Origin of the sequence: Paenibacillus sp. NPDC058367 (genome assembly GCF_042723305.1) — a bacterium.
In the GTDB taxonomy this organism is placed as follows: Bacteria; Bacillota; Bacilli; order Paenibacillales; family Paenibacillaceae; genus Paenibacillus_AQ.
In genome coordinates, this window is record NZ_JBHXIZ010000007.1 from 92710 (window position 1) to 118987 (window position 26278).

General features: G+C 44.4%; 25 protein-coding genes and 1 other annotated feature. Of the genes, 3 read left to right on the forward strand and 22 right to left on the reverse strand.

Features of this window, described 5'->3' with window-relative positions; all coding sequences use genetic code 11:
- Positions 1-35 precede the first annotated feature (35 nt).
- The 7 genes from ACFWMP_RS27385 to ACFWMP_RS27415 all read right to left on the reverse strand — a co-directional run bounded on the left by ACFWMP_RS27385 (position 36) and on the right by ACFWMP_RS27415 (position 7575).
- A complete protein-coding gene (locus ACFWMP_RS27385; protein WP_339243517.1) occupies positions 36-368 on the reverse strand; it encodes a 4Fe-4S binding protein in 333 nt (110 codons plus the stop codon).
- Positions 365-1972, reverse strand: coding sequence for an FAD-dependent oxidoreductase (locus tag ACFWMP_RS27390; protein WP_339243518.1), 1608 nt, complete (start codon positions 1970-1972; stop codon positions 365-367). The genes ACFWMP_RS27385 and ACFWMP_RS27390 overlap by 4 nt, the downstream gene beginning before the upstream one ends.
- Before the next feature lie 23 nt (positions 1973-1995).
- On the reverse strand, positions 1996-2883 hold the full coding sequence (locus ACFWMP_RS27395) for an ABC transporter permease (RefSeq protein WP_339243519.1): 888 nt from the start codon (positions 2881-2883) through the stop codon (positions 1996-1998).
- A gap of 36 nt (positions 2884-2919) precedes the next feature.
- Positions 2920-3723, reverse strand: a complete 804-nt coding sequence (locus ACFWMP_RS27400) for an ABC transporter permease (protein ID WP_379425381.1) — start codon at positions 3721-3723, stop codon at positions 2920-2922.
- Between the two features lie 104 nt (positions 3724-3827).
- A complete protein-coding gene (locus ACFWMP_RS27405) occupies positions 3828-4604 on the reverse strand; it encodes an ABC transporter ATP-binding protein (protein WP_042191938.1) in 777 nt (258 codons plus the stop codon).
- Between the two features lie 181 nt (positions 4605-4785).
- Positions 4786-6069 carry an ArsB/NhaD family transporter gene (locus ACFWMP_RS27410; protein WP_379425384.1) on the reverse strand — a complete coding sequence of 428 codons (1284 nt, stop codon included), beginning with the start codon at positions 6067-6069 and terminating at the stop codon, positions 4786-4788.
- A 168-nt stretch (positions 6070-6237) separates the two neighbouring features.
- Positions 6238-7575: a PQQ-binding-like beta-propeller repeat protein gene (locus ACFWMP_RS27415; protein ID WP_339243522.1), complete on the reverse strand. Its 1338-nt coding sequence runs from the start codon at positions 7573-7575 to the stop codon at positions 6238-6240.
- Positions 7576-7817: 242 nt separating this feature from the next.
- On the opposite strand from ACFWMP_RS27415, the gene ACFWMP_RS27420 reads away from it, so the two are divergent.
- A complete protein-coding gene (locus ACFWMP_RS27420; protein ID WP_042191944.1) occupies positions 7818-8903 on the forward strand; it encodes an LLM class flavin-dependent oxidoreductase in 1086 nt (361 codons plus the stop codon).
- Between the two features lie 369 nt (positions 8904-9272).
- On the opposite strand, the gene ACFWMP_RS27425 is transcribed toward ACFWMP_RS27420, so the two are convergent.
- Both ACFWMP_RS27425 and ACFWMP_RS27430 read right to left on the reverse strand, forming a co-directional pair.
- Positions 9273-9509: a hypothetical protein gene (locus tag ACFWMP_RS27425; protein ID WP_076285512.1), complete on the reverse strand. Its 237-nt coding sequence runs from the start codon at positions 9507-9509 to the stop codon at positions 9273-9275.
- On the reverse strand, positions 9506-10513 hold the full coding sequence (locus ACFWMP_RS27430) for a TIR domain-containing protein (protein WP_379425387.1): 1008 nt from the start codon (positions 10511-10513) through the stop codon (positions 9506-9508). The genes ACFWMP_RS27425 and ACFWMP_RS27430 overlap by 4 nt, the downstream gene beginning before the upstream one ends.
- 157 nt (positions 10514-10670) lie before the next feature.
- Here ACFWMP_RS27430 and ACFWMP_RS27435 point away from each other — a divergent pair, with 157 nt between their 5' ends.
- Positions 10671-11822, forward strand: a complete 1152-nt coding sequence (locus ACFWMP_RS27435; RefSeq protein WP_341126867.1) for an N-acetylmuramoyl-L-alanine amidase family protein — start codon at positions 10671-10673, stop codon at positions 11820-11822.
- A 72-nt stretch (positions 11823-11894) separates the two neighbouring features.
- Here ACFWMP_RS27435 and ACFWMP_RS27440 read toward each other — a convergent pair whose 3' ends face one another.
- The 9 genes from ACFWMP_RS27440 to ACFWMP_RS27480 form a co-directional block, all read right to left on the reverse strand.
- Positions 11895-12809: a glycine betaine ABC transporter substrate-binding protein gene (locus tag ACFWMP_RS27440; RefSeq protein ID WP_379425390.1), complete on the reverse strand. Its 915-nt coding sequence runs from the start codon at positions 12807-12809 to the stop codon at positions 11895-11897.
- Positions 12810-12852: 43 nt separating this feature from the next.
- Positions 12853-13509 carry an ABC transporter permease gene (locus tag ACFWMP_RS27445; protein ID WP_042191953.1) on the reverse strand — a complete coding sequence of 219 codons (657 nt, stop codon included), beginning with the start codon at positions 13507-13509 and terminating at the stop codon, positions 12853-12855.
- Positions 13506-14645 (reverse strand): ABC transporter ATP-binding protein, encoded by a 1140-nt coding sequence (locus ACFWMP_RS27450; protein ID WP_042191955.1) that lies wholly within the window; start codon positions 14643-14645, stop codon positions 13506-13508. The genes ACFWMP_RS27445 and ACFWMP_RS27450 overlap by 4 nt, the downstream gene beginning before the upstream one ends.
- Before the next feature lie 194 nt (positions 14646-14839).
- A complete protein-coding gene (locus tag ACFWMP_RS27455; protein WP_231573348.1) occupies positions 14840-15475 on the reverse strand; it encodes a GntR family transcriptional regulator in 636 nt (211 codons plus the stop codon).
- Positions 15476-15556: 81 nt separating this feature from the next.
- Positions 15557-16816: an Nramp family divalent metal transporter gene (locus ACFWMP_RS27460; protein ID WP_042194556.1), complete on the reverse strand. Its 1260-nt coding sequence runs from the start codon at positions 16814-16816 to the stop codon at positions 15557-15559.
- Between the two features lie 267 nt (positions 16817-17083).
- Positions 17084-17290 (reverse strand): DUF2933 domain-containing protein, encoded by a 207-nt coding sequence (locus tag ACFWMP_RS27465; protein WP_042191958.1) that lies wholly within the window; start codon positions 17288-17290, stop codon positions 17084-17086.
- A 74-nt stretch (positions 17291-17364) separates the two neighbouring features.
- Positions 17365-19044, reverse strand: a complete 1680-nt coding sequence (locus ACFWMP_RS27470) for a glutamine--tRNA ligase/YqeY domain fusion protein (protein ID WP_379425511.1) — start codon at positions 19042-19044, stop codon at positions 17365-17367.
- 180 nt (positions 19045-19224) lie between these two features.
- Positions 19225-19485, reverse strand: a binding site (T-box leader).
- Between the two features lie 68 nt (positions 19486-19553).
- Positions 19554-21110, reverse strand: coding sequence for a tetratricopeptide repeat protein (locus ACFWMP_RS27475; RefSeq protein ID WP_379425393.1), 1557 nt, complete (start codon positions 21108-21110; stop codon positions 19554-19556).
- 49 nt (positions 21111-21159) lie between these two features.
- Positions 21160-22014 (reverse strand): copper amine oxidase N-terminal domain-containing protein, encoded by an 855-nt coding sequence (locus ACFWMP_RS27480; protein ID WP_042191966.1) that lies wholly within the window; start codon positions 22012-22014, stop codon positions 21160-21162.
- Positions 22015-22183: 169 nt separating this feature from the next.
- Between ACFWMP_RS27480 and ACFWMP_RS27485 the strand changes: the two genes are divergently transcribed.
- Positions 22184-23392: an oxalate decarboxylase family bicupin gene (locus ACFWMP_RS27485; protein WP_379425396.1), complete on the forward strand. Its 1209-nt coding sequence runs from the start codon at positions 22184-22186 to the stop codon at positions 23390-23392.
- Between the two features lie 98 nt (positions 23393-23490).
- Here the strand turns inward: ACFWMP_RS27485 and arsC are convergent, their stop codons facing one another.
- The 4 genes from arsC to ACFWMP_RS27505 all read right to left on the reverse strand — a co-directional run bounded on the left by arsC (position 23491) and on the right by ACFWMP_RS27505 (position 26278).
- A complete protein-coding gene (gene arsC / locus ACFWMP_RS27490; RefSeq protein ID WP_042191970.1) occupies positions 23491-23910 on the reverse strand; it encodes an arsenate reductase (thioredoxin) in 420 nt (139 codons plus the stop codon).
- A gap of 21 nt (positions 23911-23931) precedes the next feature.
- The gene (locus ACFWMP_RS27495) at positions 23932-25221 is read right to left on the reverse strand and encodes an arsenic transporter (RefSeq protein WP_379425397.1); all 1290 of its coding nucleotides are present in this window, start codon (positions 25219-25221) and stop codon (positions 23932-23934) included.
- Between the two features lie 99 nt (positions 25222-25320).
- Entirely contained in the window at positions 25321-25647 is a 327-nt protein-coding gene (locus ACFWMP_RS27500) for an ArsR/SmtB family transcription factor (RefSeq protein ID WP_042191975.1), read from the reverse strand.
- Between the two features lie 82 nt (positions 25648-25729).
- Complete coding sequence (locus tag ACFWMP_RS27505) at positions 25730-26278, reverse strand: GNAT family N-acetyltransferase (RefSeq protein WP_339243537.1); 549 nt, start codon at positions 26276-26278, stop codon at positions 25730-25732.

Sequence of the window (26278 nt, forward strand, 5' to 3'; positions counted from 1 at the left end):
TAGATTTATGTTATTTATCTTAATCTTAATCAAGGTCAGAACCCTGCCCTCGACGCCAATTTGTACATAAAGTCATGACTTGCTACCGGTTGTCTGCCTTTGCCCCAGCCTACCTTTTCACGATAACCACCAAGTAATCCCTGCTTCTCTAGCCCTGCCTCTGTCACCCCAATCACTTTCTCTGAATCTGGCGCAACGTAGAGAGCATCCACAGGACAATACAGCTCACACATAAAGCAAGTCTGGCAATCGCTCTGCCGGGCAATAATAGGAATGCCATCCTCTACCCGTTCGAAGACATTGGTCGGGCAGACCGATACACATTGGTTGCACTCTACACATCTGGCAGCGCTGATCACCTCAATCATGATAGAACACCCTCCTTGGCCACGGCTTCTGTCTTCACCCATACCTGATCCAATCCACCGCTAATCAAGCGATGATGCTGTTCTTGATCCGTTCCCTTAAAATCTTCACGCTTATGCATGCCCCTCGTCTCCGTACGGGCAAGCGCGGAATTGTACATCCAGCGGGCGGTTGCAGTCATGGCTTCAGCTTCACGCGCTTTAACCCCTTCAGGTGTTCGCTGAATCTCACGGCTACGCTGATCTTTCCACAATTCATCCAGACGACCTAATGAAGAGGTCAGCCCTTTATCCGTACGGAATAAATTAATGTCATACGGCTTCACTTCAGCCTGCACAGCAGACACAACCTCTGACGTATGAGCTGATACTCCAGGCTTCACTTCTTGATGAACCAGTGGAGAAGATGATAAGCCGACTGGATTACGGTACGCTGCATTCGAGCCAAGGCTCTGCGCATAGACAGCTGCACCTTCTCCTGCAAAACTGCCGGATGACATAGCCCAAGCCGCATTATGGCTGCCACCACCAGTAAATCCCCCGCAAATTAGCTCACGGGTAGCTGCATCTCCTGCCGCATAAAGTCCGGGAACACCTGTGCCACAGCTTTCGTCCGTGATATGAATACCACCCGTCCCACGAACCGTTCCTTCGAGACGAAGCGTAACCGGAAAAGCATCCTTGAAAGGATCGATCCCTTGTCGATCAAAGGGCAAGAAAAAATTCGTCTGCGCCACCCGCAGCAGCGGTCTTAAATCCTCGGGCGCTCCATCCAGCTTGGCATACACCTGATTGCCTGCTAGCAGATTCCGAGCGATAACTGAACGCCCTTTCTTGGAACCCGCCCCTTCCACAATGCTTCCATCCTCATAATAAAAGCTGGCATAGTTGTAATATGCTGTCTTGGTTACAGAGGAGAACGTAGGGCAGATAGCATAGGCATTGGAGAATTCCATGCCGGACAAGTTCGCCCCAGCTTCAGCTGCAAATAGATAGCCATCTCCGGTCAACACGTTACAGCCGAGAGCCTTACTTAGAAAAGCACACCCACCAGTTGCAATGACAACCGCTCCTGCCTGAACAGTCCAGGTGTCACCACTCTGCGTATGGACTCCAGCCGCTCCAGCTACGCCATGCTCATCCGCTAGGAGCTCCATGGCTGGACTATGATCTAGAATTTTAACGCCCGCTTTTTTCACAAGCTTACGCATTAATTTCATATATTCCGGTCCCTGAAGACTCTTACGATACTGGTTACCCTGCTCATCTACAGGGAATGGATATCCTGAAACGCCAAGTTTGTTCATATTGGCATAGGTACGGTCTAGCACTCGGTCCATCCAGCGGGATTCAGCCAACTGACCGCCCAATGTATAACGACTTGCTTTGGCCTCCTCCCGGAGCTTCTCATCCGGCTTCACATACCAGACTCCTGTTCCTGAGGGGGCCGTTGCACCGCTCGAACCGCAGTAGCCTTTATCTGCAAGGACAACTTTCGCCCCCTTCGCTGAGGCCGTAAGGGCTGCCCATGTTCCTGCAGGGCCTCCGCCTATAACAAGCACATCCGCCACCAAATTCAACAACCCTTTTTGTATCGATCCACTCATAGCTCAAGACCTCCTCAAATGATTTACCCTTCGTAACTATCGCGCCAGAACAGGCACTTGCGTTCAATGATTCGGAACAAAGAATCGATTAGCTTGCCGACAATAGCAAAGATAATAATGCCTACAAACACAACCTCTGTATTAGAGTTCTGCTTCGCCTCATTGATCAGGAATCCAATGCCGGATTGTGATCCAATGAGTTCAGCTACAACAAGACCGATCCATGCTACAGCCAATGACAGCCGCAATCCTAACAAAATCCCGGGTAATGCTGCCGGTAATATCAGCCTGCGCAGCCTCTGATAAGGGCTAAATCCTAACACCCGGGACACCTCAAACAGCTTATTGTCCACATTGCGGATGCCCATAAACGTATTAATATAGAGCGGAAAGAATGACCCTGTCAGAATGATCACTACTTTGGACATCTCCCCAAAGCCGAACCACAAAATAATTAGCGGTGCTATAGCTAGATGAGGAACAAGCCTAAGAACCTGTACACTAGGATCGAGCACATATTCCACACTGCGAAACAAGCCAGTCAGTACTCCGAATAGAAGGCCTAGAACGCCTCCGATAAGAAATCCAACTCCCGCCCTCCCCATACTGACACCTAGGTGATGAGTTAACTCTCCAGTCACCAATAGGCCTGTAAAAGCTCTGGCGATCGACAATGGAGTCGGCAGAAACTGCGCGGAGATCAATCCGGTGCTTCCTGCCAGCTGCCAAAGTACTATTGTCACCACCGGAATGATAGCGCCCGTTCCCCAATCTGACAGTAGAGATTTCCATACTATAGGTACCGCGGATTTCTCCAATTTCTTAGTCGATAAAGGAGCAATATCACTGCTATCTAGCGATTCTCTTGCTCTTGTAGTGTTATTCAAAATAGCTTCTACTCCATCGCTCATGGCGCATCCCCCTTTCGTTTCTTGCGCGTTTTCTGTTTATCCGCGATAGCTGTCCTGCCATCTCAGCAGCCGGCGTTCAATGTAGCGAACAACAGAATCACTCACCAGTCCTGCAATGGCAAAAATAATAATTCCCACGAACACCACAGGTGTATCCGCGAATTGACGCGCGTCCGACATCATATACCCGATGCCTGAAGTGGAAGCAATCAGCTCTGCGACTACCAGACCTAACCAAGAGAGCCCCAAGGAAAGGCGCACTCCGAGAATAATATTCGGCAATGCCGCTGGAAGTACTAGTCTTACAACCTGTTTTAACCGGCTGAATCCAAGCACTCGAGATACCTCGAACAGCTTGTTATCCACGCCGCGAATGCCCATGAACGTATTAATATAAAGCGGAAAAAATGCTCCTTTAGCAATCAACAGCACTTTAGACTCCTCACCGATCCCGAACCATAAAATGAATAGCGGCACTACCGCCAAGCTTGGTATCATGCGAATCATTTGCAGGGATGGATCTAGCAATTTCTCTGATCTGCGGAACAGACCTACGAGAATGCCTAATAGCAGACCAAGTCCACCACCGAGCAGGAATCCGGCAAGGGCTCTGACCAAGCTGATCCTAAAGTTCGGCCATAAATCCCCTGAAGCAGCCAAAGTTACAAATGATTCTGCAATGGTATACGGCGTCGGGAACAGCATCTCTGAGATCATTCCATAGTGTCCAAGGGTCTGCCACAGAATTAGCACAGTGCCCGGCAGCAGAAGGCCCAGTCCAAATGTTGTTACCTTTCCGGGGCGTCCGGAAGTTCTTACGGCTATAGCCCGGTTTGTCATGCTCTGCACCCACCTTTTTTAGCTTTACAATCTCTTTAAATAACAAAAAGAGACCCTCGAATATTGAACACTTTCGGAGGTCTCCATTGGTATGGTCGACATATTTATATTCCTGCCCCGTCAATAAGCTCAAGCTCATCGACTTTTTCAAAATAATTCAGCACCTTCAGGCGTAGCTCTTGAAAGGAAGACGTTGTTTTTTTACGTGGATACGGCAAATCAACCGGGACAATCTTACGTATTTTCCCGGGGCGAGGTTCTAAAATCACTACCCGATTACCTAGAAATACAGCCTCATCAATATCATGCGTTACAAAAATCATGGTTGTTTTGTTGGCCCGCCAAATGTCCAGTAACACCGTCTGCATATGCGCTCTAGTGAACGCATCCAGTGCACCAAACGGTTCATCCAGCAGCAGGATTTTGGGATTTCGCAGTAGCGCACGGGCTATCGCCACCCTCTGGGCCATCCCTCCCGATAACTCCCGGGGATAGGATTTCTCAAACCCATTTAACTTGACGAGATCAATTAACTCATCGACCTTGCGTCTAATTTCTTTGTTGCCTAGCGGCAAATCAGAAGCAATATTCTTCTCTACGGTGAGCCAAGGAAAGAGACGATGCTCTTGAAAAATAAATCCCTTATCGATTCCGGGACCCCCAATCTCCGTCCCTCCTAAGGTAACACTCCCCGTATATCCACTGTCCAAACCGGCCACGATGCGCAGCAGCGTGCTTTTGCCACAGCCACTGGGCCCGATGACCGTAATGAATTCACCCTCTTGCACATGGAGATCAACATTATACAGTGCCTGAACATGCCCTCCGGTAGTCTCAAAACGTTTATTTAGATTTGAAATCGACAGCAACGCTTCTCCCATCGTGACCCCTCCTTAAATTCTGTATACAAAAAAACAGAGGTATTGCGCTTTTACATTCGCAATACCTCTGTAGGAACAGTCGGTAATTTTTATTCAAAGTAAATCAATTGGAATTATAATATTTAAAATATCATCCATTTGAAAAGCTGTCAACAATAAAACTTTTTTCAGACACACTTGTTTACATCAAATATCTTAAATATAAATATATGCTTGAGATCACAATGGACAGCAGCATTAAAGGGAAACCCACCTTCAAATACTTCATGAATGTAATCGGATAACCCTCTTTTCCAGCTAGACCAGCAACAATCAGATTAGCACTGGCACCGATCAATGTACCATTGCCACCCAAGCAGGCACCCAAGGCTAGACTCCACCAGAGGGGCTCCAGATTGGTAATCCCCATCTGCCCCATCTCCTGTATCAAAGGAATCATCGTTGCTACAAAAGGAATATTATCAAGAAACGCAGAAGCAATTGCACTGACCCATAAGATCATCATCGAGCTCATGAGCACATCCCCACCCGTTAAATCAATCGCTTTGGCAGCCAGCTCCGCGATGACACCTGTCTCGACGAGTCCTGATACCAAAACAAACAGTCCGATAAAAAAGAAGATCGTAATCCATTCCACGCTGTGAAAAGCTTTTTCCAGCATGTGTTCTCCTCCAGTTAATAAGAGCAGTAAAAAAGCCCCCGCTAAGGCAACCGTAGCGGACTCCAAATGTAGCGCCTGATGTAAAAAGAAGCCTATAATCGTAAATCCAAGTACGGTAAGGCATTTTCGCAGCAGCTTATGATCCGTAATCATTGCCTTCTCGTCCATGTTCATGATACTTTGCTGCAATTCCGGAGTGGATTTAATTTGCTTACTAAACATCAGTAGTAAAAGCGGGATATACGCTAACATAATGATGACAATCACAGGTGTTAGATTGCTGATAAAGGACATAAACGTCAGCTCTTTCACAGCGCTGCCGATCATAATATTCGGTGGATCTCCGATCAATGTTGCCGTCCCACCGACATTTGATGCAATAATTTGTGACATCAAAAAAGGCAGCGGATTTATACGCAGTTGCCTTGTAATACTGAAGGTAACAGGCACCATAAGTAGCACTGTTGTAACATTATCCAAGAAAGCAGATGCCACAGCAGTAACAACAAACAAAGCAATCAGGATTCTTCTCGGCTTCCCTTTCGCCAGCTTTGCTGATTTCACTGCCGCATATTTAAAAAGTCCTGTCTCAGCAGTAATCCCTACAATCATCATCATGCCTACAAGTAATCCGATGGTATTAAAATCAATGTGATGTAGTGCCGTCTCCTGATCCACAATGCCCATCGCTACCATAACAATAGCGCCTAACATCGCTAAGATCGTACGGTGAATTTTCTCAGAAATAATCAGTCCATAAATCAGTAGAAAAATACCTATTGCCCAAATCGCTTGCTGTTCCATGATATCCCCCGGTCCTTCTATCTAATTTCATTAATGGTACAACCTACTCATTATATAACCTATTTATCATAAAATAGATTTGTATTTTTCGCACTGGAATTGTGGATTACTCCATAAAAAACGACTCTGCCGAGTATTTATCGGAGAGCCGTTTTTTTATGGAGTCGATTATTTCATTTTCAAAACCTGAGGCTCCTTAAAAGCGGTCAAAATACCTTTGCTCTGCACAATAATCATACCGCTTTCCAGCAAGGTTGGGCCGAACACTCTACCTGATGTTTTGAGCTGCACAACCGGTTTTGCGGAAATCAAATCTATCGCGATTAATTTGCCGTCAGTCTGGGCTACATACATGCCATGTCCGAGCAGATCGAAGCGGGCAATCGGATTGCTGATTCCACTGTACTGAACCGCTGATTTATTCGCCATTTTAACACCATAAATGCTCTGTTCGTTACTAAAAAGAATTCTTCCATCATAAGGACCAGCGGCGTAGGATAACTTAGCTCCGATGGATTCGTAAGAATAATTATCGCGTGTTACGGTAGCAGGATCAGCATTGACTGGATAGCTGTAGACACCTTTTTGTCCTGTTATAAAAATTCTGTCACCGTCACTCCAAGCAATGCCCCCCTTTGGTGCTTCGGGATCATTTGGGTCAATATTAGCAGGGTTATAAACTACCGTCTTCACTACTTTACCTGTCTTAACATCCAAACTGTCGAGTGTAGTAAGAGGAAGAGCGTCGAATAAGGTAGCCTTACGTTGTGTTATAAGCGTTCCATTAATCTCAGTAATCGGAAAATAATGATCCTTGTTATTCCAAAGCTCCTTACCCGTTGTTCGATCAAAGGCATGTAGAATGTCATACGTATACGCTCCGGATTCTGAGTTTTGAGCTAATATCAGGTTTCCCTCAACCATGAACGGTTCATACAGCTTTTCACCGAAATTATCACGCCACTGCAGTTTCCCATCCTTCAGATTGTAGGCTTGAATATCACCATTGGCAGCAAAAAGCTGATCTTTATCAATAACTAATTGGCTGATGCCTTTGCTGTTTGCCGATGAACTCCATTTATTTTTTCCGGTAGCCGCGTTAACTGCATAGATTGTGCCTGCTTCTGAAGTCACATAGGCCACTCCATCTTGGTAAAGTAACGGTGTCTTTAATTTGGAGCCATATTTCCACATTACTTTTCCCGTCTGAGCGTTAATGGCTAAAAGCTGACCCTTTTGTAGGATAAAAGCTTTGCCCGCACCGACTGCAACTACGCCCTTGCCCATAATGTAGTCCGTCGCTATATCTCCTAGCGTTGGCAAATCCATCGTAGTGGACCACTCAACCTTCGCAGCAGACAAATTTACATAATAATCATCTAAATTCGAGCCTATAAAGGAAGTGTGCGAATCAACCGCAGCAGCTTGTACCGGGTTTACCATAAGCAATACCCCTAAACCAATAATCACAGTACGAAGATATGACTTCAATAATGTTCCTCTCACCACCACACGCCTCCTCATATAAATGCTTCAATTGGATAGATTCTCAAAATAAAATATAATACTAATGACGAGCAGGATGTAAGAACATGGATTATTATTCCTCATTTTGACATCCTAAAGAGCAGAAATCAAAACATTTACTCATAAACTTACAATTTGTAAGTTATTGTGTTATAATAATCACATTCTTCTATAAACGAACAAGCTTTATCAAATATATGAATAACAAGGGGTTTGTAATCATGAGTAACGAGGTAACCACAGCACCAGCATCCGATTTTGAATTCGGTATCTACACCTTAGGAGACATTGTAGCTGATTGTCATACCGGGAATAAGATCAGCCCGAAACAACGACTCGACGAAGTTGTAGCTGCGGCCAAGCTGGCGGATGAGGCGGGGCTTGATGTATTCGGTGTAGGTGAGCATCATCGTCTTGATTTTGCGATTTCTTCGGTTCCAGTCGTGCTGGCAGCCATCTCCCAGGTTACCCGCAGAATCAAGTTGACGAGCGCCACTACTGTATTAAGCACCATTGATCCCGTGCGCGTATTCGAGGATTTCGCCACACTTGATTTACTATCAGATGGCCGTGCAGAGATTATTGCTGGACGTGGTGCTTTTGTGGAATCTTTTCCGCTCTTTGGGTACGAACTTGAAGACTATCATCGACTATTCGCCGAGAATATTAATCTGCTTCTCGAGCTTAATAAGCATGAAATTATGAACTGGGAGGGTTCCTTCCGCTCATCCTTGAAGGATTCTGAGATTGCACCACGCCCTCTTCAGCAAAGCCTTCCTGTATGGATAGGTGTAGGTGGTTCTCCTGAAAGCGCGGAAAAAGCTGGGGTACTCGGGACTGGAATGGCCATCGCCATTCTTAGCGGTAGTCCAGAACCTTTCCAAGAGCTTGCTGCAACTTATCGACGCGCTGGAATTCAGGCGGGTCATGCCCCTGAATCTTTAAAGATTGCGATTACTAGCCACGGCTACATTGCCGAAACTTCACAGCAAGCGCTCGATGAATATTACCCATACTACTATAGTTATCGTAATTCCATCAGCCCAAAACCTGGTCAAGAATACAATGTATCTCGTGACGACTTTGGGCAATATGTATCTGCTGATAACACGATGGCTGTAGGTAGCCCGCAGCAAATTATTGAAAAAATCCTCTATCAGCATGAGCTGTTCGGCCATAGCCGCTTTATGACTCAGCTCGACATCGGCGGCCTTCCTTACGCCAAGGTAGCCAAAGCTATTGAACTATTGGCAACTGAGGTCGCCCCTGTCGTACGACGTGAGATTGCCAAGAAGAATAGCCGATAGAACTGAGGGGCTGTACCAGTTAATAAAAAAGCACTTCTCCCGCTCGTGGAGAAGTGCTTTTTGTGCTGTTGCAACATTGTGTCTTGCTGTAAGAAGTGAACCGGATGCTCTGCTCAAGAATTAGGGAATATCTCCCTGAAAATCGGAGATTTCTACTCAATAGACTAACAATTAGGGAATACCTCCCTATAATTAACCTGATTCGGCGGTAAATATAGATATTCCCCCGATTTTTAGGGAGGAATTCCCTGATTTCACTCATTTAGAGTAATTATCAGCTATTTTCAGGGAGTTTTTCCCTAATTACTCTCAAAAAAAGAAGCTGCCCCCTAAGTAGATTCACTACTTTTGAGACAGCACTTATGCTCATCACGCAAAGGATGGTTTATTGTTGTCTACCTTCCCGCTAATAAGCTTCTTATATTCATCGTCTCCACCATCTAAAGAAGGCGCAGTATAAATTTGAGCTGAAGCTGGTTGCTGAGCGGAATGGCTCGACCCTGTTTTGCTTGTGGTATTCTTATTATCTTCTGCACTCCTGCTTCCACCACTTGCAGAGCGGAGAACAGCACCCGATAAGTTGTTAATACCCTTTATTCGCTTCATGCTGAATCCTCCCCTACTAAATGATTGATGGTACGGAATAAATCCTGATTATTCGCAACTACCGCCTTAAGATCATCCGCAGATAATCCATCACTCCCTGAAAAGTGTACGGAAAGAACATACTTCTTACCTAGAGGATAGCATAGGATATATACCTCCGCAACTTCCGTGCGTTGAAAAAAAGTCCATTTGCTCGATAAAAATGCATCTACCACACTAGGCTGCTTCTCATTCCCTTTCGTAACAGTCAAGGAATAGGAGTGCCCACGTCCGACATTTCCTCCCACCTGAACAAGCTGTTCTTTCTCTCGAGCCTGCCAAATCGCAGCACCGATCACACGACAATGCTTCGGAGGTAAGAAAGAATTGCGGATCGCCTCACTGAGTGCGTGATACTTCTCTCCATCCTCAGAGATGGTCACATTACTATTATATTGCCAAAAAAAATGAAGGATACTTTCTTTGCGCCTTAATTCCATCTTTAGCTGCTCTAAATCTTTCACCGGGTCACGGAATTTTCCAAACCCCTGGACACTATCAATAATCTTACCACAGCTCACATCCACAGCAGCCGTAGGATTATCATGGTGCATCTCATACTCTAAAGCTGTAATTCCCGATAAATCGGACAACAGATGATATTCTTCAACATTCTGTCCAGGGATTAAATCGTCGCGGGCAGTCACCTGATCCGGCACTAAGCAAAAGACGCGATTACGCCGTAATCTGGCCCAAAACAATCCCATTTCAAACCCCGTATTATCACGAGTCACATAATAAAATTTACCGCGTATTTTGGCGACATCATCTGGCGAGAACACAAATACGGCAAAATCGCTCTCATCCAAATTTCTCTCCAGTGCCTCCATCGTGTATTCATTCGCTCGAAAGGCATTGGCATACCAAGGATGTACTTCAGCATCCCTCTTCAGCTGCTCATGAATCGCTCTTGCATAACGTATGGATTCTCTGGAAGATCCAATGAATAGCTTTGGTTTAGTCACGGCAGTGCTCCTTCATCCTTCCCAATATGTAATAATTATACAAGTCTTTAGACCACCGGAAAAGAGGCCAAGTTCTCATAAATTTCTCAAAAAATATTATTCTAAACCTCGTAAAGTGGGTAAAAAATTACGACTACTTTGAAAAAGCGAGGATACTATGAAAAAAATGATAGGTGTCACATTGCTTGCAGCAAGCCTTATGGGTATAACAGCGTCACAGCCTGCTGAAGCTAAAACGGCAGCAGTTAGTTATACCGCTCAGGTATACGCGAACTCTTTAAATGTACGCAGTGAGCCGGCAAAGAATGCAACTGTTGTAGGATCTATTAAGAACGGAGCAAAAGTAACTGTGACCGATGAACAACACGGGTGGTTGAAGGTTAAGACGGGGAACACCTCTGGCTGGGTAGCCGGCTATTACCTTAAAAAGGTGAACAATAGCTCCAAGCAATCTGGCGCTTCTGGATCATCGGTAGCTTCCAAACCCAGCACTACTTCTTCCACCTCAACCAGCGCCTTGAGTAGTACCACAAAGGTTACAGTTACGGCAGATTCACTACGCGTTCGAAGCGGTCCAGGCACACAATATAAGGTACTCGGTTCTTTAAAAGCTAAGGATACAGCTATCCTCCTCCTTCGTCAGAACGATTGGGCACGAATTCGAACAGCTAGCGGTGACATCGGTTGGGTCGCAGCACAATACATCCGATCTGGAACCACGCCAAGAAGCACAAGCACTACAAGCAGCATTTCGCACACAGGAAATTTACGAGGAAAATTAATCGTCGTAGATCCCGGTCATGGCGGCAGTGATCCGGGAATGCTCGGCACTACATATAACACCATGGAGAAGGATTTGAACCTGCAAACCGCACTTTATCTCCGCGATGCCCTTTTAGCTAAAGGTGCACGGGTTGAGATGACACGTACCCGGGAGGATCAGAAGCCTACGCTCGCACGGCGTGTTCAGATGAGTGAGGACCTGCGTGCAAATGCATTTGTAAGCATTCATTATAATTCCTCTCCGAAAAAAGTATCTGGGACACTAACCTTCTTTTACTCCGAGTCCGATGATCTAAAGCTGGCACGGGCGATTGAAACCCGGCTGGGACAAGGCATCGGTCTAAAGAGCAATGGGTTATCCTTTGGTGATTATCACATCCTAAGGGAGAATCGAATTCCAGCTACCTTAGTTGAACTCGGATTTCTTACCAACCCTACAGATGAGTCAATTGTCCGTAAATCCTCCTATCAGAAAAAAGCAGCCAAGGCTATCGCCGAAGGATTGGCAGACTACTTCAGAAACTAGACAGACCTATAAATAATCAGCAAAGAAGCAGGCTAGGAAATTCCCTAGCCTGCTTTAGTTTATATTTCATATTTAGCCTTCTATTAATCCCTTTTTGATCAGGAAATTACGAGCTACATCCTCTTCCTTGAGCGCATCCACATCAACTTCTGCGTTCAATTGCTGCATTTCTTCGTCACTGATTTGTCCGTTCAATTGATTTAAGACGCCTTTCAATTCAGGGTATTTATCTAACGTTTCCTGACGAATAATCGGTCCTGCATCATAAGGTGGGAAGAATTCCTTATCATCCTGCAGAATCACCAGATCATGTACTTTAATTTGTGCATCCGTCGCGTATGCATTGGTTACATCTGTTTCCCCATCGTCAATCGAACGGTACATGATACCATGGTCCATTCCTTTGCTCTGCTTGAAATCCATTCCGTAGAGTTTTTGGATACCGGGGTATCCGTCCTCACGATCCAAGAACTCGAACTCTACGCCAAGAACCATATTTCCAGATACTTTGGCCAAATCGCTGAAAGTCTTTAGATTGTACTTCTCAGCCGTTTCACGACTAACAGCTAAAGTATAGGTATTATTTATGCCGAATGGATCCAGAAAGGCCATTTCATCTTTTTCAAGCAGTTCTCTGGTTTTTGCCAACGATTCCTCAGAGTTTCCCGTCTCCTCTTGATAGTAATTGGCTACAATGGTTCCGGTGTAATCCGGATATAGCTGGATATTATTATTCTCAAGCGCACTCCAAGCTACATTAGAGCCTCCCAAGTTCATCTGACGCTTCACTTTAATATCTGTTTTATCTTCTATCAGATCTGCCATCATATGAGCGAGTAGAACATTCTCCGTGAAGTTTTTGGAGCCAATCGTGATTTCTCCACTGTTACCCGCAGCAGCGTTATTATTCCCGCCACCACACCCAGCAAGTAACGTCCCCATTAATACTGTAGTTAGAACGCCTGTCATCAATTTTGGAATTTTCATATATAATCTCCCCTTTTATATTCTTTCAAGACTAGAGTTTTAGTTATACTTTCAATCCCTTTGGAGTCGTTAATCTTTCAAGCAATCCGAGTAGATAATCCAGCACGAGTGCAAGAATCGCGGCCGGAATAGCGCCAAGTAAGGTTAGAGCTTCGATGTTCCGTTGAATACCTAAGAAAATAAATTCACCCAATCCGCCAGCACCGATAAAGGCTGCCAGTGTTGCTGTCCCGACATTAATAACTGCAGCAGTACGGATCCCCGCCATAATTACACTTAAAGCTAAAGGGAGTTGAACCCTGAATAGAATTTGCCAGCTCTTCATTCCCATTCCCCGGGCCGCTTCCACTATAGACGGATCCACATCAGTAATTCCCGTGTAGGTGTTGCGGATGATTGGCAGCAGTGAATACAGAAACAAAGCTACAACTGCCGTCTTCATCCCTATGCCAAATAGAGGAATCATAAATCCGAGCATCGCCAGACTAGGTATTGTCTGAAGAATCCCCGCAGCACCAAGCGTAATCCCTTTCAGTGGTTTAACCCGTGTAATCATGATTCCAAGCGCAATGCCAACAATAATCGCAAATAACATGGACAAGAGCACAAGTTGCATATGCACTCCCATAGAATGAATCAAATCATCCCTACGTAAATCTAATTGATATATGAGTTGTTGCCATAACGATTGATCTCTCATACAGACACTTCCTCCTCTTTCGTGCCTCCCCATTGTGCTGCAAACGCCGTCAGAAGACTACCTCTTGTAACAATCCCGGCAATGTTCCCCTCAGCGGTTACAATCGGAATAATGCCGTATGGAGCTTCCGTAATCAATGATAATGCGTCTCTTGCTGTTGCTGTATCCTGCAGCACCACCCCAGGTGGTGTCATAATTTCCTCGATAGTAAGGCTTTGTTCCATTTTGGCGGTAACATCATAAGCGGAGACTATGCCAAGCAGCTTACCTTTCTCGTTTCCAACCAGTAATGTATCCATTTTGCGTTGACGCATAAAGGTAAGAGCTTTACCCAGCGTGCGCCCGGGAAGAGATGTAGATGGATTGTCGCGCATAACTTCTGTTACGGGGATATACTCAGGGTTTTGGTAAATACGGTTTTTGCCGATAAATGATTCTACGAAATCATTAGCAGGCCGGCTGAGCAGCTCATAAGGTGTATCTAGTTGAACGATTTCACCATCTTTAAGAATAGCGATTTTATCTCCAAGCTTCAGTGCTTCATCCATATCATGTGTTACAAATACTATTGTCTTCTTCACTTCTTGTTGCATGCGCAGCAGTTCATCCTGCAGCTGCTCACGGGTAATAGGGTCCAAAGCACCAAACGGTTCATCCATCAATATAATCTCGGGATCAGCAGCCAATGCACGGGCTACACCTACACGCTGCTGCTGCCCACCTGATAATTGTTTCGGATAACGTTTGGCAAATATGGCCGGATCAAGTCCGACTAGGCGGAGCATTTCGAGCACCCGTTCTTTTTTCTTCTTCACATCCCAGCCCTTTAGGTCGGGAATCAAGCCTACATTATCTTCTATGGTGTAGTGCGGGAACAAACCAGCTTGTTGAATAACATAACCGATGTTCTTGCGGAGGGTTACGGGGTTCTCCTTGGTGATATCTTTGCCGTGGATATAAATATGGCCTGAAGTATGCGGAACAAGACGATTTATCATTTTCATCGTTGTTGTCTTTCCGCAACCGCTCGGACCGATCAATACTAGTATTTCTCCAGCTTCAATTTCAAAGCTAATATTCTTAACTGCTTCATAACCATTCGGGTATTTCTTACCTACTTTTTCAAATTTCAGCATAGGGTCTCTCCTTCTTATTTCTATCGTCAGATCATCTCACCGGGCGACTCTGTAAGTTAAACTATAACAAACAACTCTCCAACTGACAACCTACATTATTACAATAAGTTGTTTGTAAATAAATGTAATATTGTAATTATAAAAAAAGCTATCCAGTGATAAACCCCGCTGGATAGCCTTTTTTTGATCTATTATTATAAATGATTCTCTGCATTTTTATTAATAAATTGCTCTGTTCTTTGGTACATTTTCTCATCACCAACTGCTACAAGTACATCATTTTCTCTGAGTATGACATGTGGACCTGGGGAGATTGTTACGTTCGCACCCCGGCGAAGCGCTATAATCGTAGCACCTGTATTCTGCCAAAATTGTAATGCTCCAATGGTTTTGCCAACCACATGTGATTCTTCATGGATTGTAATTTCTTCCGGGTGGTACGGCTTTAAATTCTTCATCCGGTCTGATGCCTCGATAATTCCAGTTAGTACCCTCTCGAACTTGCCGTCGAGCTTCTTCTTTTCAAGCAACAATTGCTCTAGATCCTGTTTCAACGAATAAGCTGATTTCAGATAGTTATTCCTGGTAATATACTCATACGCCTTTTGATCAGAGATGACAATAATCTCTTTTCCTTGCGAAACAAACACTATATTCTCATCCTTCAATAATCCCATAGCCTTACGAATCGTTTCTGGAGAAACATGATATTGCCCTGCCAATAGAGAACGCCCGGATAGCTTACTCTGTACGGGAAATTCCCCGCTTACAATTCTTTGTGCAATATCAAGGGCTATAGACTTATAACCGGATATTTCTTGCATGGACATTGTCGATCTCCTTACTCTGGCGTGAATTATAAACATGCTCAAGTATACCTTTTTTCACTCACCAAATAAAGATGTCCTGCCTTATCCAAATATTTGATATACCAAAAATAAATTTAACGATACAACAAGACCAGAGATAAGCCAGCCGAGAGCCGCTGTCATCTTACGATTCACTAACCCGCCCATAATCTGACGATTGCTTGTAAACATAACCAGTGGTACCAGAGCAAAGGCAATCCCAAAGGACAAGATCACCTGGCTGATAACGAGTGCTTTCGTTGGATTTACACCAAAACCAATGATAGCCAAAGGTGGAATAATCGTAATCGCACGGCGTAAGTACAGGTTAATTCTTTTGTTGATGAAGCCTTGCATTACCACATCGCCAGCCATAGTTCCTACAGAAGAGCTCGATAGTCCTGCGATGAGTAGTCCTAAGCCAAAGGAGATGGCCGTTACGGGTCCAGCTAAGTGACTAAATTGCTGAAACGCAACATCCAAATCCTCAACCACGATACCATTTTTAAAAAATAATGCGGCTGAGACAATAACCATCGCCAGATTCACTGCCCCTGCAATAATCATCGCAATAATAATATCTATGAATTCCAGTTTAAAGATTTGTTTCTTCTCCGCTTCATTTACTCCGACAATACGGTTCTGTGTAAGTGATGAATGTAGATAAATGGCATGTGGCATCACGGTTGCGCCTAGAATTCCTGCGGCCAAAAGAATGCTATCCACCCCTTCAAACTTAGGTGTGAACATGCCTACAGCAACAGCACCCATATCCGGTTTAGCTACAATTACTTGAAAAGCAAAAGCTAATACAACTATAAGAATCATTGCAGCAATTCCGGCCTCAAGGGAACGGTAACCCCGGCGCTGAAGCTCCAGGATAGCAAATGAACCGACCGCAGTAATGAGTGCTGCCGGCAGCATGGGAATATCAAATAATAGATAAAGCCCCAATGCCGCCCCGATAAACTCCGCCAGATCCGTAGCTATAATCACCAGTTCACTTTGAATCCATAAGAAGATCGATACACTCTTCGGAAAACGATCATGAGCGATCTCCGGCAGATTCTTTCCTGTAGCAATACCAAGCTTGGCGGATAACGCCTGAATAAGAACGGCCATTAAATTCGAGGCTACAATCACCCATAATAAAAGATAGCCGTATTTTGAACCTGCCGTAATGTTGGTGGCAAAATTACCGGGATCCAGATAAGCAACCGCAGCGATAAACGCTGGACCTAAGAAAGGAAGTAATCTTTTAATTCCTTTGGTCTCCCCATTAAGTACGGCTTGCGCCGAAATGGAGTTTTTATGTTGTCTCATATGCGGTTGTTCTATATGTGGTTTTTCTATTAAAGTTTGTTCCAACATGTCCATTCCTCCTCTTGCCCAAAAAAAGTTGTCTATATACACGAAAGTTTCCTCTGTGCAACTTATATTTAAAGTATATGCTCATTTCTGAAAAATGTAAATATGTTTCATTAGAAATTTTCATATGCTTGTCCACCTACGACCAAGAACAAAAAAAGCTGGACGATGATCAGAAATTACCCGATCTTCGCCCAGCTTAAGCCAATTAATCCGAAATGCTTATGGTGTGAGACTTTGAATATCTCTTCTCATTTGTTCATTCTGCATTTTCAGCTCATTCAATTCTTTCTGAAGCTCCTGATAATCAGGCGACGCTTGCTTTCTCGACCCATGCCCGTGCCCGTGTCCATGTTTCCCACCCAGTCCGAACATCATAAATAACATCATCAAAGGACAGATCAATGTGATTAACCAAGACCAATTCATAGCATTACCTCCTACAATTTCATTATGACCTCTATATCATAAAGAAAAGTTGTGGAGAAAGGATGTGCTGTGAATTACGAATTTTTCTTCCATGTATCCTTAAGCGGCACAATTCGGTTCAGTACCAGCTTATCTGCTGTGGTATATTTCTTATCTACACAGAAGAATCCATGCCGGATGAATTGAAATTTATCTTCTGGAAGTGCACTCGCCATGGAAGGCTCCAACAAACAATCCTTCAGAATGGTTAGGGAATCTGGATTAAGATACGCGTCCCAGCGCTCATCCTCTTCTTTAGGACCGTCGTTATCTTTTAGCAACCGCTCATATAGATGAACTTCCGCCTTGATCGCGTGCTCTGCCGATACCCAGTGGATGGTCGCTTTAACCTTCCGTTCATTAAATCCACTTCCACTCTTCGTTCTCGGATCATAGGTGCAGCGAAGCTCTATAACTTCTCCAGTTGCTTCGTCCTTGAGCACCTCATTGCACTTAATGAAGTAGGCGCCCTTTAACCTAACCTCATTCCCTATAGTCAGCCTGTGATAACCTTTGGGTGGCTCCTCCATGAAATCCTCTTGTTCAATATAAAGCGTCCGTGAAAAAGGAACTTCCCTTTCCCCAAGCGTCTTATCCTCACTGTTATTCTCAATCTTCAGCCATTCGCTTTGATTCTCAGGGTAGTTAGTAATAACCACCTTTAGAGGCTTTAGAACAGCCATCACGCTAGTTGCCTTCGCCTTCAAATCTTGTCTAAGCGAATGCTCTAACATGGCAATATCTACAATGGTGCTATTCCTAACAAATCCAATTTCCTTCACAAAATTCCGAATACTCTCCGGCGTAAAACCTCTTCTCCGCAGTCCGCGAAGCGTTGGAAGTCTTGGATCATCCCAGCCATCCACATAATGTCCTGTAACCAGTTGTCTAATATACCGTTTGCTAGTAACGACGCCGGTGATATTTACGCGTCCGAATTCCCTTTGCTTTGGAGCCTCAGGGGTATCCAGTTCATTCAGCACCCACTCATACAGTGGTCGATGATCCTTAAACTCAATGGAACATAGGGAATGCGTAATCCCTTCGATTGCATCTTGTATAGGATGGGCAAAATCATACATCGGATAGATGCACCAATCGTTGCCGGTTCTATAATGCTCCGCATGAATGATTCTGTAAATCACTGGATCACGCAAGTTGATATTAGGTGAGCTCATATCTATTTTGGCCCGTAATACTCTGGCTCCCGTCGGATAGGCTCCATTCCTCATCTCCGTGAATAACTTCAAATTCTCTTCCACAGAACGCTCCCGATAAGGGCTGTTCTTTCCCGGCTCAGTAAGCGTTCCTCTATAAGCTGACACCTCTTCAGGTGATAAATCGCAGACGTAGGCTTTTCCTTTTTGGATTAACTTTACCGCGCTATTATATATTTTTTCCGAATAGTCTGATCCGTAGAAAGTATGGTCTGGCGGGTAGCCCATCCAAAACATATCTTCGCAAATAGCATTTACATACTCCAGATCCTCTTTTAAAGGATTGGTGTCATCGAACCGCAAATGGAACTTCCCGCCATACTTTTTCGCAGTCGTATAGTTCGTGTGAATCGCATACGCACTGCCAATATGCAAATACCCATTAGGCTCCGGTGGGAATCTCGTGCAAATATCTCTACTGTAAGTTCCAGCTTCCAGCTCTTCTTGAATCAATCTGTCGATGTAACTCTCTGCTAATACTTCCGGTTCCTTGTTGATTGGTATTACCTCCTGTTTATAAGTGATATCCGCCTGATTATTCTGCACAAGCATAAACGCCTTCGGCGTCCTATAAGGACGGTAAGTGTTTAAGCGAGAAATATAAGGATAAAGTATAGTGTGAAACTTATACTTTCTTATATTTAAATAAAAAAGAACCTCACCTCCAAGACTTATGGTCTTGGGGACGAAATTCTCGCGGTACCACCCCAGGTTCATTAATATGTCGCCATATTAATCTCATCAAGTACGGCAATGCATCTTACGCATTGGTTATACTCTAGCTCTATAACAGGAGCTCCCGTCATACCATCCCCGTCGATCGGTTCCGATATGCCGCTCAGAGGCTTGTTTCGATAAAATCTCCCTTACCCTGTTCTCATCATTCAGGGCTCTCTGTGAAGGAATGATTTTATTTACTCTTCTCGTCATCGCGTTTAATTATTTTGTATAGGATACCAAATTGAGGATCCTGTGTAAATGGTGCTGTACTTCTGTCTTCTTACAATTTAATCCTCGCTCAGAGCCGTTATCAGTTCCAACACTACTTCATTATCAGGCTCTACAGCCAAAGCTCTACGCGCGTAATCCAGTGCAGCCCCTTCAGCTCCAAGCTCATAATTACAAATCGCCATACTATAAAGCACCGAGGCTAATGGTTCTTCCGAATTGGCATGCATAGACCGTGCTAAGTAGGCTAACGCCTCCTCGAACTTATCCATTTCATACAGCAGTAACCCAGCATCCAGTGATAGGTCATAGCTCTGTTCCATCGGATAGTAACCTGTCCACATTAATCGTATTCCCTGCTGAAGATCCAGTATTTCTTCATCACTGGCATCCGGCAGCAGCTCTGAAATCTGTTCTGCACTATGGATAAACCATTCTGCATCATACCCACCTAAGCGCCAAAAAGCCAAAATCTGCTGGAGACCCATTGTATCTAATTGCTGATCCATCCATTCCTTCATACTGAAGAAATCATCCGGGCCAAAACGCTCTATAAACCGCTTGTAACCTAACCGAGTGTTCGTATAGCTCATAGGCGCGTCCAGCATAAGAATGCATCCGATATTCAAGTTTTTGTAATGATGAGTGGTAAATAAGGAGTGTGCTCCTTTTTGCTCCAACATATACTGAATTGCATGATAATTCGCTGTTAAGGAGAAGCTACCGTGATGAATCAGCAAAGGGGGTTCCGCAAATTCCCAATTCTCTATTCGGTGATCTCCCTTATCCGCTGTAAGGAGTACGAACCCTTCTATAGACAACTTAGCTAGCCGCTCCAAACAAGTAAGCCCCACAACAGGAAACAGAATATGGGAATCCTCCAGCTTCTGCTGGTAGAGCTTTATAACATCGTGATAGGGGTAGGTTTCCACTTCGTAATTAGCCGCTCGAACATAATGATATTGTGGGATGATTGTACCGAGTACATCAGAGGGGTTGTCCGATCCTGCAGCCTCTGAATACTGAATCGACACCTCACATTCAAATATTTTACCTTCATCCACATAAATTAATTCCTGCGGGATACTGTCAAAAAAATAATTTGCTACAAGCAGCAGCGGCTGCTGTAAATCACCAGGTTTGATGCTGAGCTTAGCCTGTACTAAATACAGTTCAGTATCCTGTACAGCATCAAATCGTGCGAAATCCAGTATACCCTGCTCTACGAATGGAAGTAAGCTTGGATGCTGCTGCCAGCTGGTTATATTTTTAACGGGTAAATCACTCATCACATAACGAAAAGGAGGAAGTGGAGTCCCCGCATAATCTATGATTTCGCATAGCTTCTTAAGGATATGGAACGCTAACCGACCCGCCCCAGCTCCCAATTCCAGTATAGTGACTGTTTCAGAGAGATGTCCTTGTCCAGCCCGATCTTGCAGGAATCCGAAGATCATTTCCGCATATGCTGTCGCAATCATAGGATTACTCGTAATATACTGCGGAACCTGATCATTATTCCAAGCCTTTAATCCCTGTTCTTCATAATAAGCCCGCTGCAACTCCCAAATGGGTGCTTCACTGAAGCGATAGTGCTGCCCTTCGTTACCTGTCATCTATTTCTTAACCTGCTCTCTGTATATCTTGTTAGAACACCTATGATACTTATTCCGCTCTCAATGTACGTGATCTGAAAATGACGTATTCAGCCTCTGTAGGAATGGAAACGGAAAATGATAATAATGCCGCCTTGGAGGTTAAAGAGTCAGGTCCTTTTAACGTTTGGTAGTAAGAGTTCCCTTTACTGTCCACACTCACCAGCTCCAGTTCCGCATTCCCTTTAGGGATGACAAAACCAGAGGTATTTTGCACGCCTAAGGTTAGTCTGTATTCTTTCCCAGATTGAGTCTGTGTTAGCTTAAACGGATATAACGGATATGGATGTGCTGTTGTTTCCACTGGGTAAGGGGTAAGCGCTCGATCCGCCTCAGGCTTTGCCCATTCCTCCCCTTTTCTGGCGCCAATGCCAAGGGTTAATTTATTCACATTATTGAACTGAGTTTCCCAGCGAAATGTCTTTAACCCCTCTAGAATAGGGGATGCTGGAACAAACAGGATTCCATCCTTGATCTCTGGGGCGATCCCTAATGAATCTTCAGTCTCCCCATTAAATTCTGCCTCTAGCTGCCCTGCTTTAATCTTCCCTACAGAGCGATCCAGTAGTGAAACCGTAACGCTGTTCGTTAATGCGTCATAGAGCAAATCCGCACCAATCGCACTCGAGAAAGCCCGAATCGGCACCATTAATTTACCTGATTTAAAATAAGGAGCGAGTTTACCTGGAAAAAGGACGTAATACCCCCCATATGACAGTGGCATTACCTGAGTCCCTAACTGAACAGCCGCCGACACCGATGTAGGTGTAACCGCGGAACCCGCGGCGAACATAATTACCAACAGACCTATGACATAAGCTCTTATTCTCCCTAATCGTTGTAAGGACTCCTTAATGTGATTCATCTCAAACCCCTCTCCCTCTCTACTCCGTCTAGAACAAAGCCTCTATTAGTAATAATCAATGATCCCCTTGCGCATGTCAACTTGTTCCACTTTTGTTATTCATCATAAAAGACAGGATTCCGCATATATTTTCATTGAGTTATTTAGAATCATGAAAGGAGTGCGATGGATGACTGCAGATGGACAGGATTCGCCAAGAAAGACAAATATCCCACAGCCCATTCGAAGCGATGGCGCAGGGGGATTAGATAAAGGACCACGTGATATAATGCGGGATTTGGAGAATCCCGACATGTTTGTCCCTCCCGTGACCGATGCCGGTCTCGTCCCCAATTTAAAATTTTCTTTCTCCGATGCACATATGCAGCTTAATCATGGTGGCTGGTCGAGAGAGGTGACAGTCAGAGACCTCCCCATCGCCACTACACTAGCTGGCGTCAACATGAGCCTAACCCCCGGTGGAGTACGTGAACTCCATTGGCATCAGCAAGCGGAATGGTCTTATATGCTGCTAGGTCGAGCTCGAATTACCGCCGTAGATCAAAATGGTCGAAACTTCATAGCAGATGTGGGGCCAGGTGATCTATGGTATTTCCCGCCAGGTATTCCCCACTCTATACAAGGTCTTGAAGAAGGCTGTGAGTTTCTGCTTGTATTCGACGATGGAAGTTTCTCTGATCTAAACACCTTGTCCATTTCCGATTGGTTTGCCCATACTCCGAAAGAAGTGCTTTCGGCTAACTTTGGGGTGCCTGCCGCTGCATTTGACTCCATTCCTACCGAACAGGTCTATATTTATCAGGATCAGGTTCCGGGTTCATTGCAAAGTCAAAGGGTAGAATCTCCATACGGAGAGATCCCACAAACCTTTAAACATTCCTTATTGGCTCAACCTCCGCTGAGGACTCCCGGCGGGAGTGTCAGAATAGTCGATTCCAGTAACTTTCCCATCTCCAAAACCGTAGCTGCCGCATTGGTAGAAATTGAACCCGGAGGGATGAGAGAGCTGCACTGGCATCCAAATAACGATGAATGGCAGTATTATCTTACCGGAAAAGGACGCATGACCGTATTCGCTGGAAATGGTGTAGCACGTACCTTTAACTACAGAGCAGGCGATGTAGGATATGTTCCTTTTGCGTTTGGACATTATATTCAGAATACAGGCGACGACTCCTTATGGTTCCTTGAAATGTTCAAAAGCGATCGTTTTGCCGACGTTTCTCTGAATCAATGGATGGCTCTCACTCCCCATGAGTTGGTTCAAAGTAATCTGAACGTTGGACCAGAGGTTATGAACGCCTTAAGGAAAGTCAAATGGCCCGTTGTGAAATATCCTAAGACAAGCAATAACGCCTCCGGCGTCCCTAAAGGCTAAAGGACGGTAAGCGTTTTGCGAGAAATATAAGGATATGGTGTAGTGTGAAACTTATACTTTCTTATATTTTTAAAAGAATAGGATGCTTCACCTGGTAACTATTCGCCGGTCTCCGCAAATCGTTTGATTCTTACCTCAATCTGGTCACGCACACGCTGGAACACTGCCCACTTCTCTTCATCGGTCCCTTGCGCCTTTGCCGGATCATCGAAGCCCCAGTGTTCCCGTTTGACCTTCGGAGGCGTCATTGGACATTTATCCGCAGCATCCCCACATAACGTAACGACTAGATCCGCATTATTCAGCAGATTAGAATCAATCATATCCGAGGTCTGTCCAGTGATATCTATGCCTACTTCGTTCATAGCTTGTACAGCTTTTGGATTTAGACCATGGGCTTCAATTCCAGCGCTGTACACGTTCCATTCTCCCCCTAAATATTGCTTCGCCCAGCCCTCAGCCATCTGACTCCGGCAAGAGTTTCCTGTACATAAAAAATAAATCGTTTTCTTGTTCATCCTGATCTTCCCCTTTTCAAATTAAATAATCAACAACCACAGATAGAGACCTAAAAGTGTAATAAACAACGTTGGGATAGTTAATATAATCCCCGTCTTAAAATACGTTCCCCAGGATATCTTCACACCTTTGGCCGAAAGCACATGGAGCCACAGCAGCGTTGCTAGTGAGCCAATTGGGGTAATTTTAGGGCCTAAGTCTGAACCTATAACATTCGCATATATTAATGCCTCTTTAATAACTCCGGTTGTATGCGTTGCATCAATTGCGAGTGCGTCAATCATTACAGTAGGCAGATTATTCATCAATGATGAGATCAATGCAGCAATGAACCCCATACCCATAGTTGCAGCGAATAGACCCTGATCAGCAATCATTCCTATCGCCTTAGCGAGTAGATCAGTTAGACCCGCATTCCGAAGTCCATATACCACGACATACATTCCAATGGAGAAGAACACAATCGCCCAAGGTGCTCCTGTAAGCACTTGTTTCACCTTGACGGAAGGGCTTCTTCTCGCGAGGAGCATGAACAAAATTGCAATGATTCCCACAACCACTGATACCGGAATCTTCAAGAATCCACTAACGAAATACCCTATTAAAAGAATAGCCAGTACAATCCATGATAGACGGAACATCTTCTTATCTTTAATAGCCTCTTGCGGATCTTTTAGTTCGGAATCATTAAATCGCTTCGGAATACTTTTGCGAAAAAAGAAATAAAGCACCACGATACTCGCTATCAATGAGAATAGCGTAGGTACAATCATTTTCCCCGCATACTCCATAAAGGTAATTCCAAAAAAGTCAGCCGATACGATATTCACAAGATTGCTAACCACAAGCGGTAATGAGGTGGTGTCCGCAATAAAGCCGCTAGCAATAATGAATGGAAATACTTTTTTCTCATCAAAATTCAGCGCTCTAACCATAGCAAGTACAATAGGGGTAAGTATTAGCGCCGCTCCATCATTTGCAAAAAAGGCAGAAACCAACGCACCAAGAACAATGACATAGACAAACATTCGTGTTCCGTTCCCCCGTGCTGCTCGCGCCATATGTAACGCAGCCCATTCAAAAAATCCAATACTGTCTAAAATTAAGGAAATTAAGATGATTGCAACAAACGCCAACGTCGCATTCCACACCATCTGTGTTACATCCAGAACATCATTAAAGCTAACTACCCCAGCTAGTAAAGCAATGATCGCTCCGCCGCAGGCTGACCATCCAATCGATAAATTTCGAGGCTGCCAGATTACAAAAATTAAAGTTACCATAAAAATAAGTATGGCTAGAATGACCACTTTCTCAACACTCCTATAATCTACGAATAAATCCTAATAAATCCTATATCACCATATAACTATATAGTTATATACACTTTAAAAAACTACAACTATATTTTAGTCGCAGCACGGTGCTTTAACTTCTTTATTCAAACTAGCCAATATCGCGGCTGAGCTGGGCATTTGTTGAAGAACAGCCTTAAGATGTGGTTTATCCTCGACATTTAATGAATAATGCACCCACTGCCCTCGTTTGCTTTCTTTCACGATCCCTCGATTCTTCAATTTCCGTAAATGCTGACTAATCGCCGGCTGGGATATATCAAAAATATCAAGAAATTCACACACGCACCATTCCCGTTCTTTCAAAAGTGAAAGCATGGCCAGTCGCGTCTTATCTCCTAAGAGCTTCAAATCATCTGCAATATCCGTCAGTGACTGCATCCCTACTTCTCCTCCTTCCAACACTTATATAAGCGAATACTTATATTGTAATGAACTAGACATTTAGAAGCAAGACTTTATTTTAGCGCACTTCCTTATCCCATTCTTGCTCCAATACACTAAACACTAAAGAATCTCGCCAGCCATCTTTTATGAGTAAAGCATCTCTTAATCTGCCTTCATAGGTCATGCCAATCTTGGTGAGCACCTTGGATGATCCACTATTTCGAGGGTCACAGGTCGCGTATATTCGATGTAGATGCAGTTCTTCAAAACCAAGCTTCAACATTAGTCCGGCTGCTGCTGTAGCGACTCCCTGTCCCCAGACATCAGGATGGACAATATAGCCGATTTCACCGCTTCTGTCCGTATGGCTTCTAATATTTAATTCAACCATGCCGATCAAATTTTCAGTTCCTACTGCAACTATGGCTTGCGCGAACCGAGTTCTGGGAACTTTTTGAGAGTCATCTAGTGCCTGGCTCACAAATGAACGAGTTTGATCAGCAGTATTTGGACCCCAGGCTTGAAAACGGCACACATGATCCTGTGAACAATACGAATGAACATCTTTCCAGTCCGTATGCTTCAATTCGCGTAAATAGATAGGATTTAGATCTTTCATCATCAT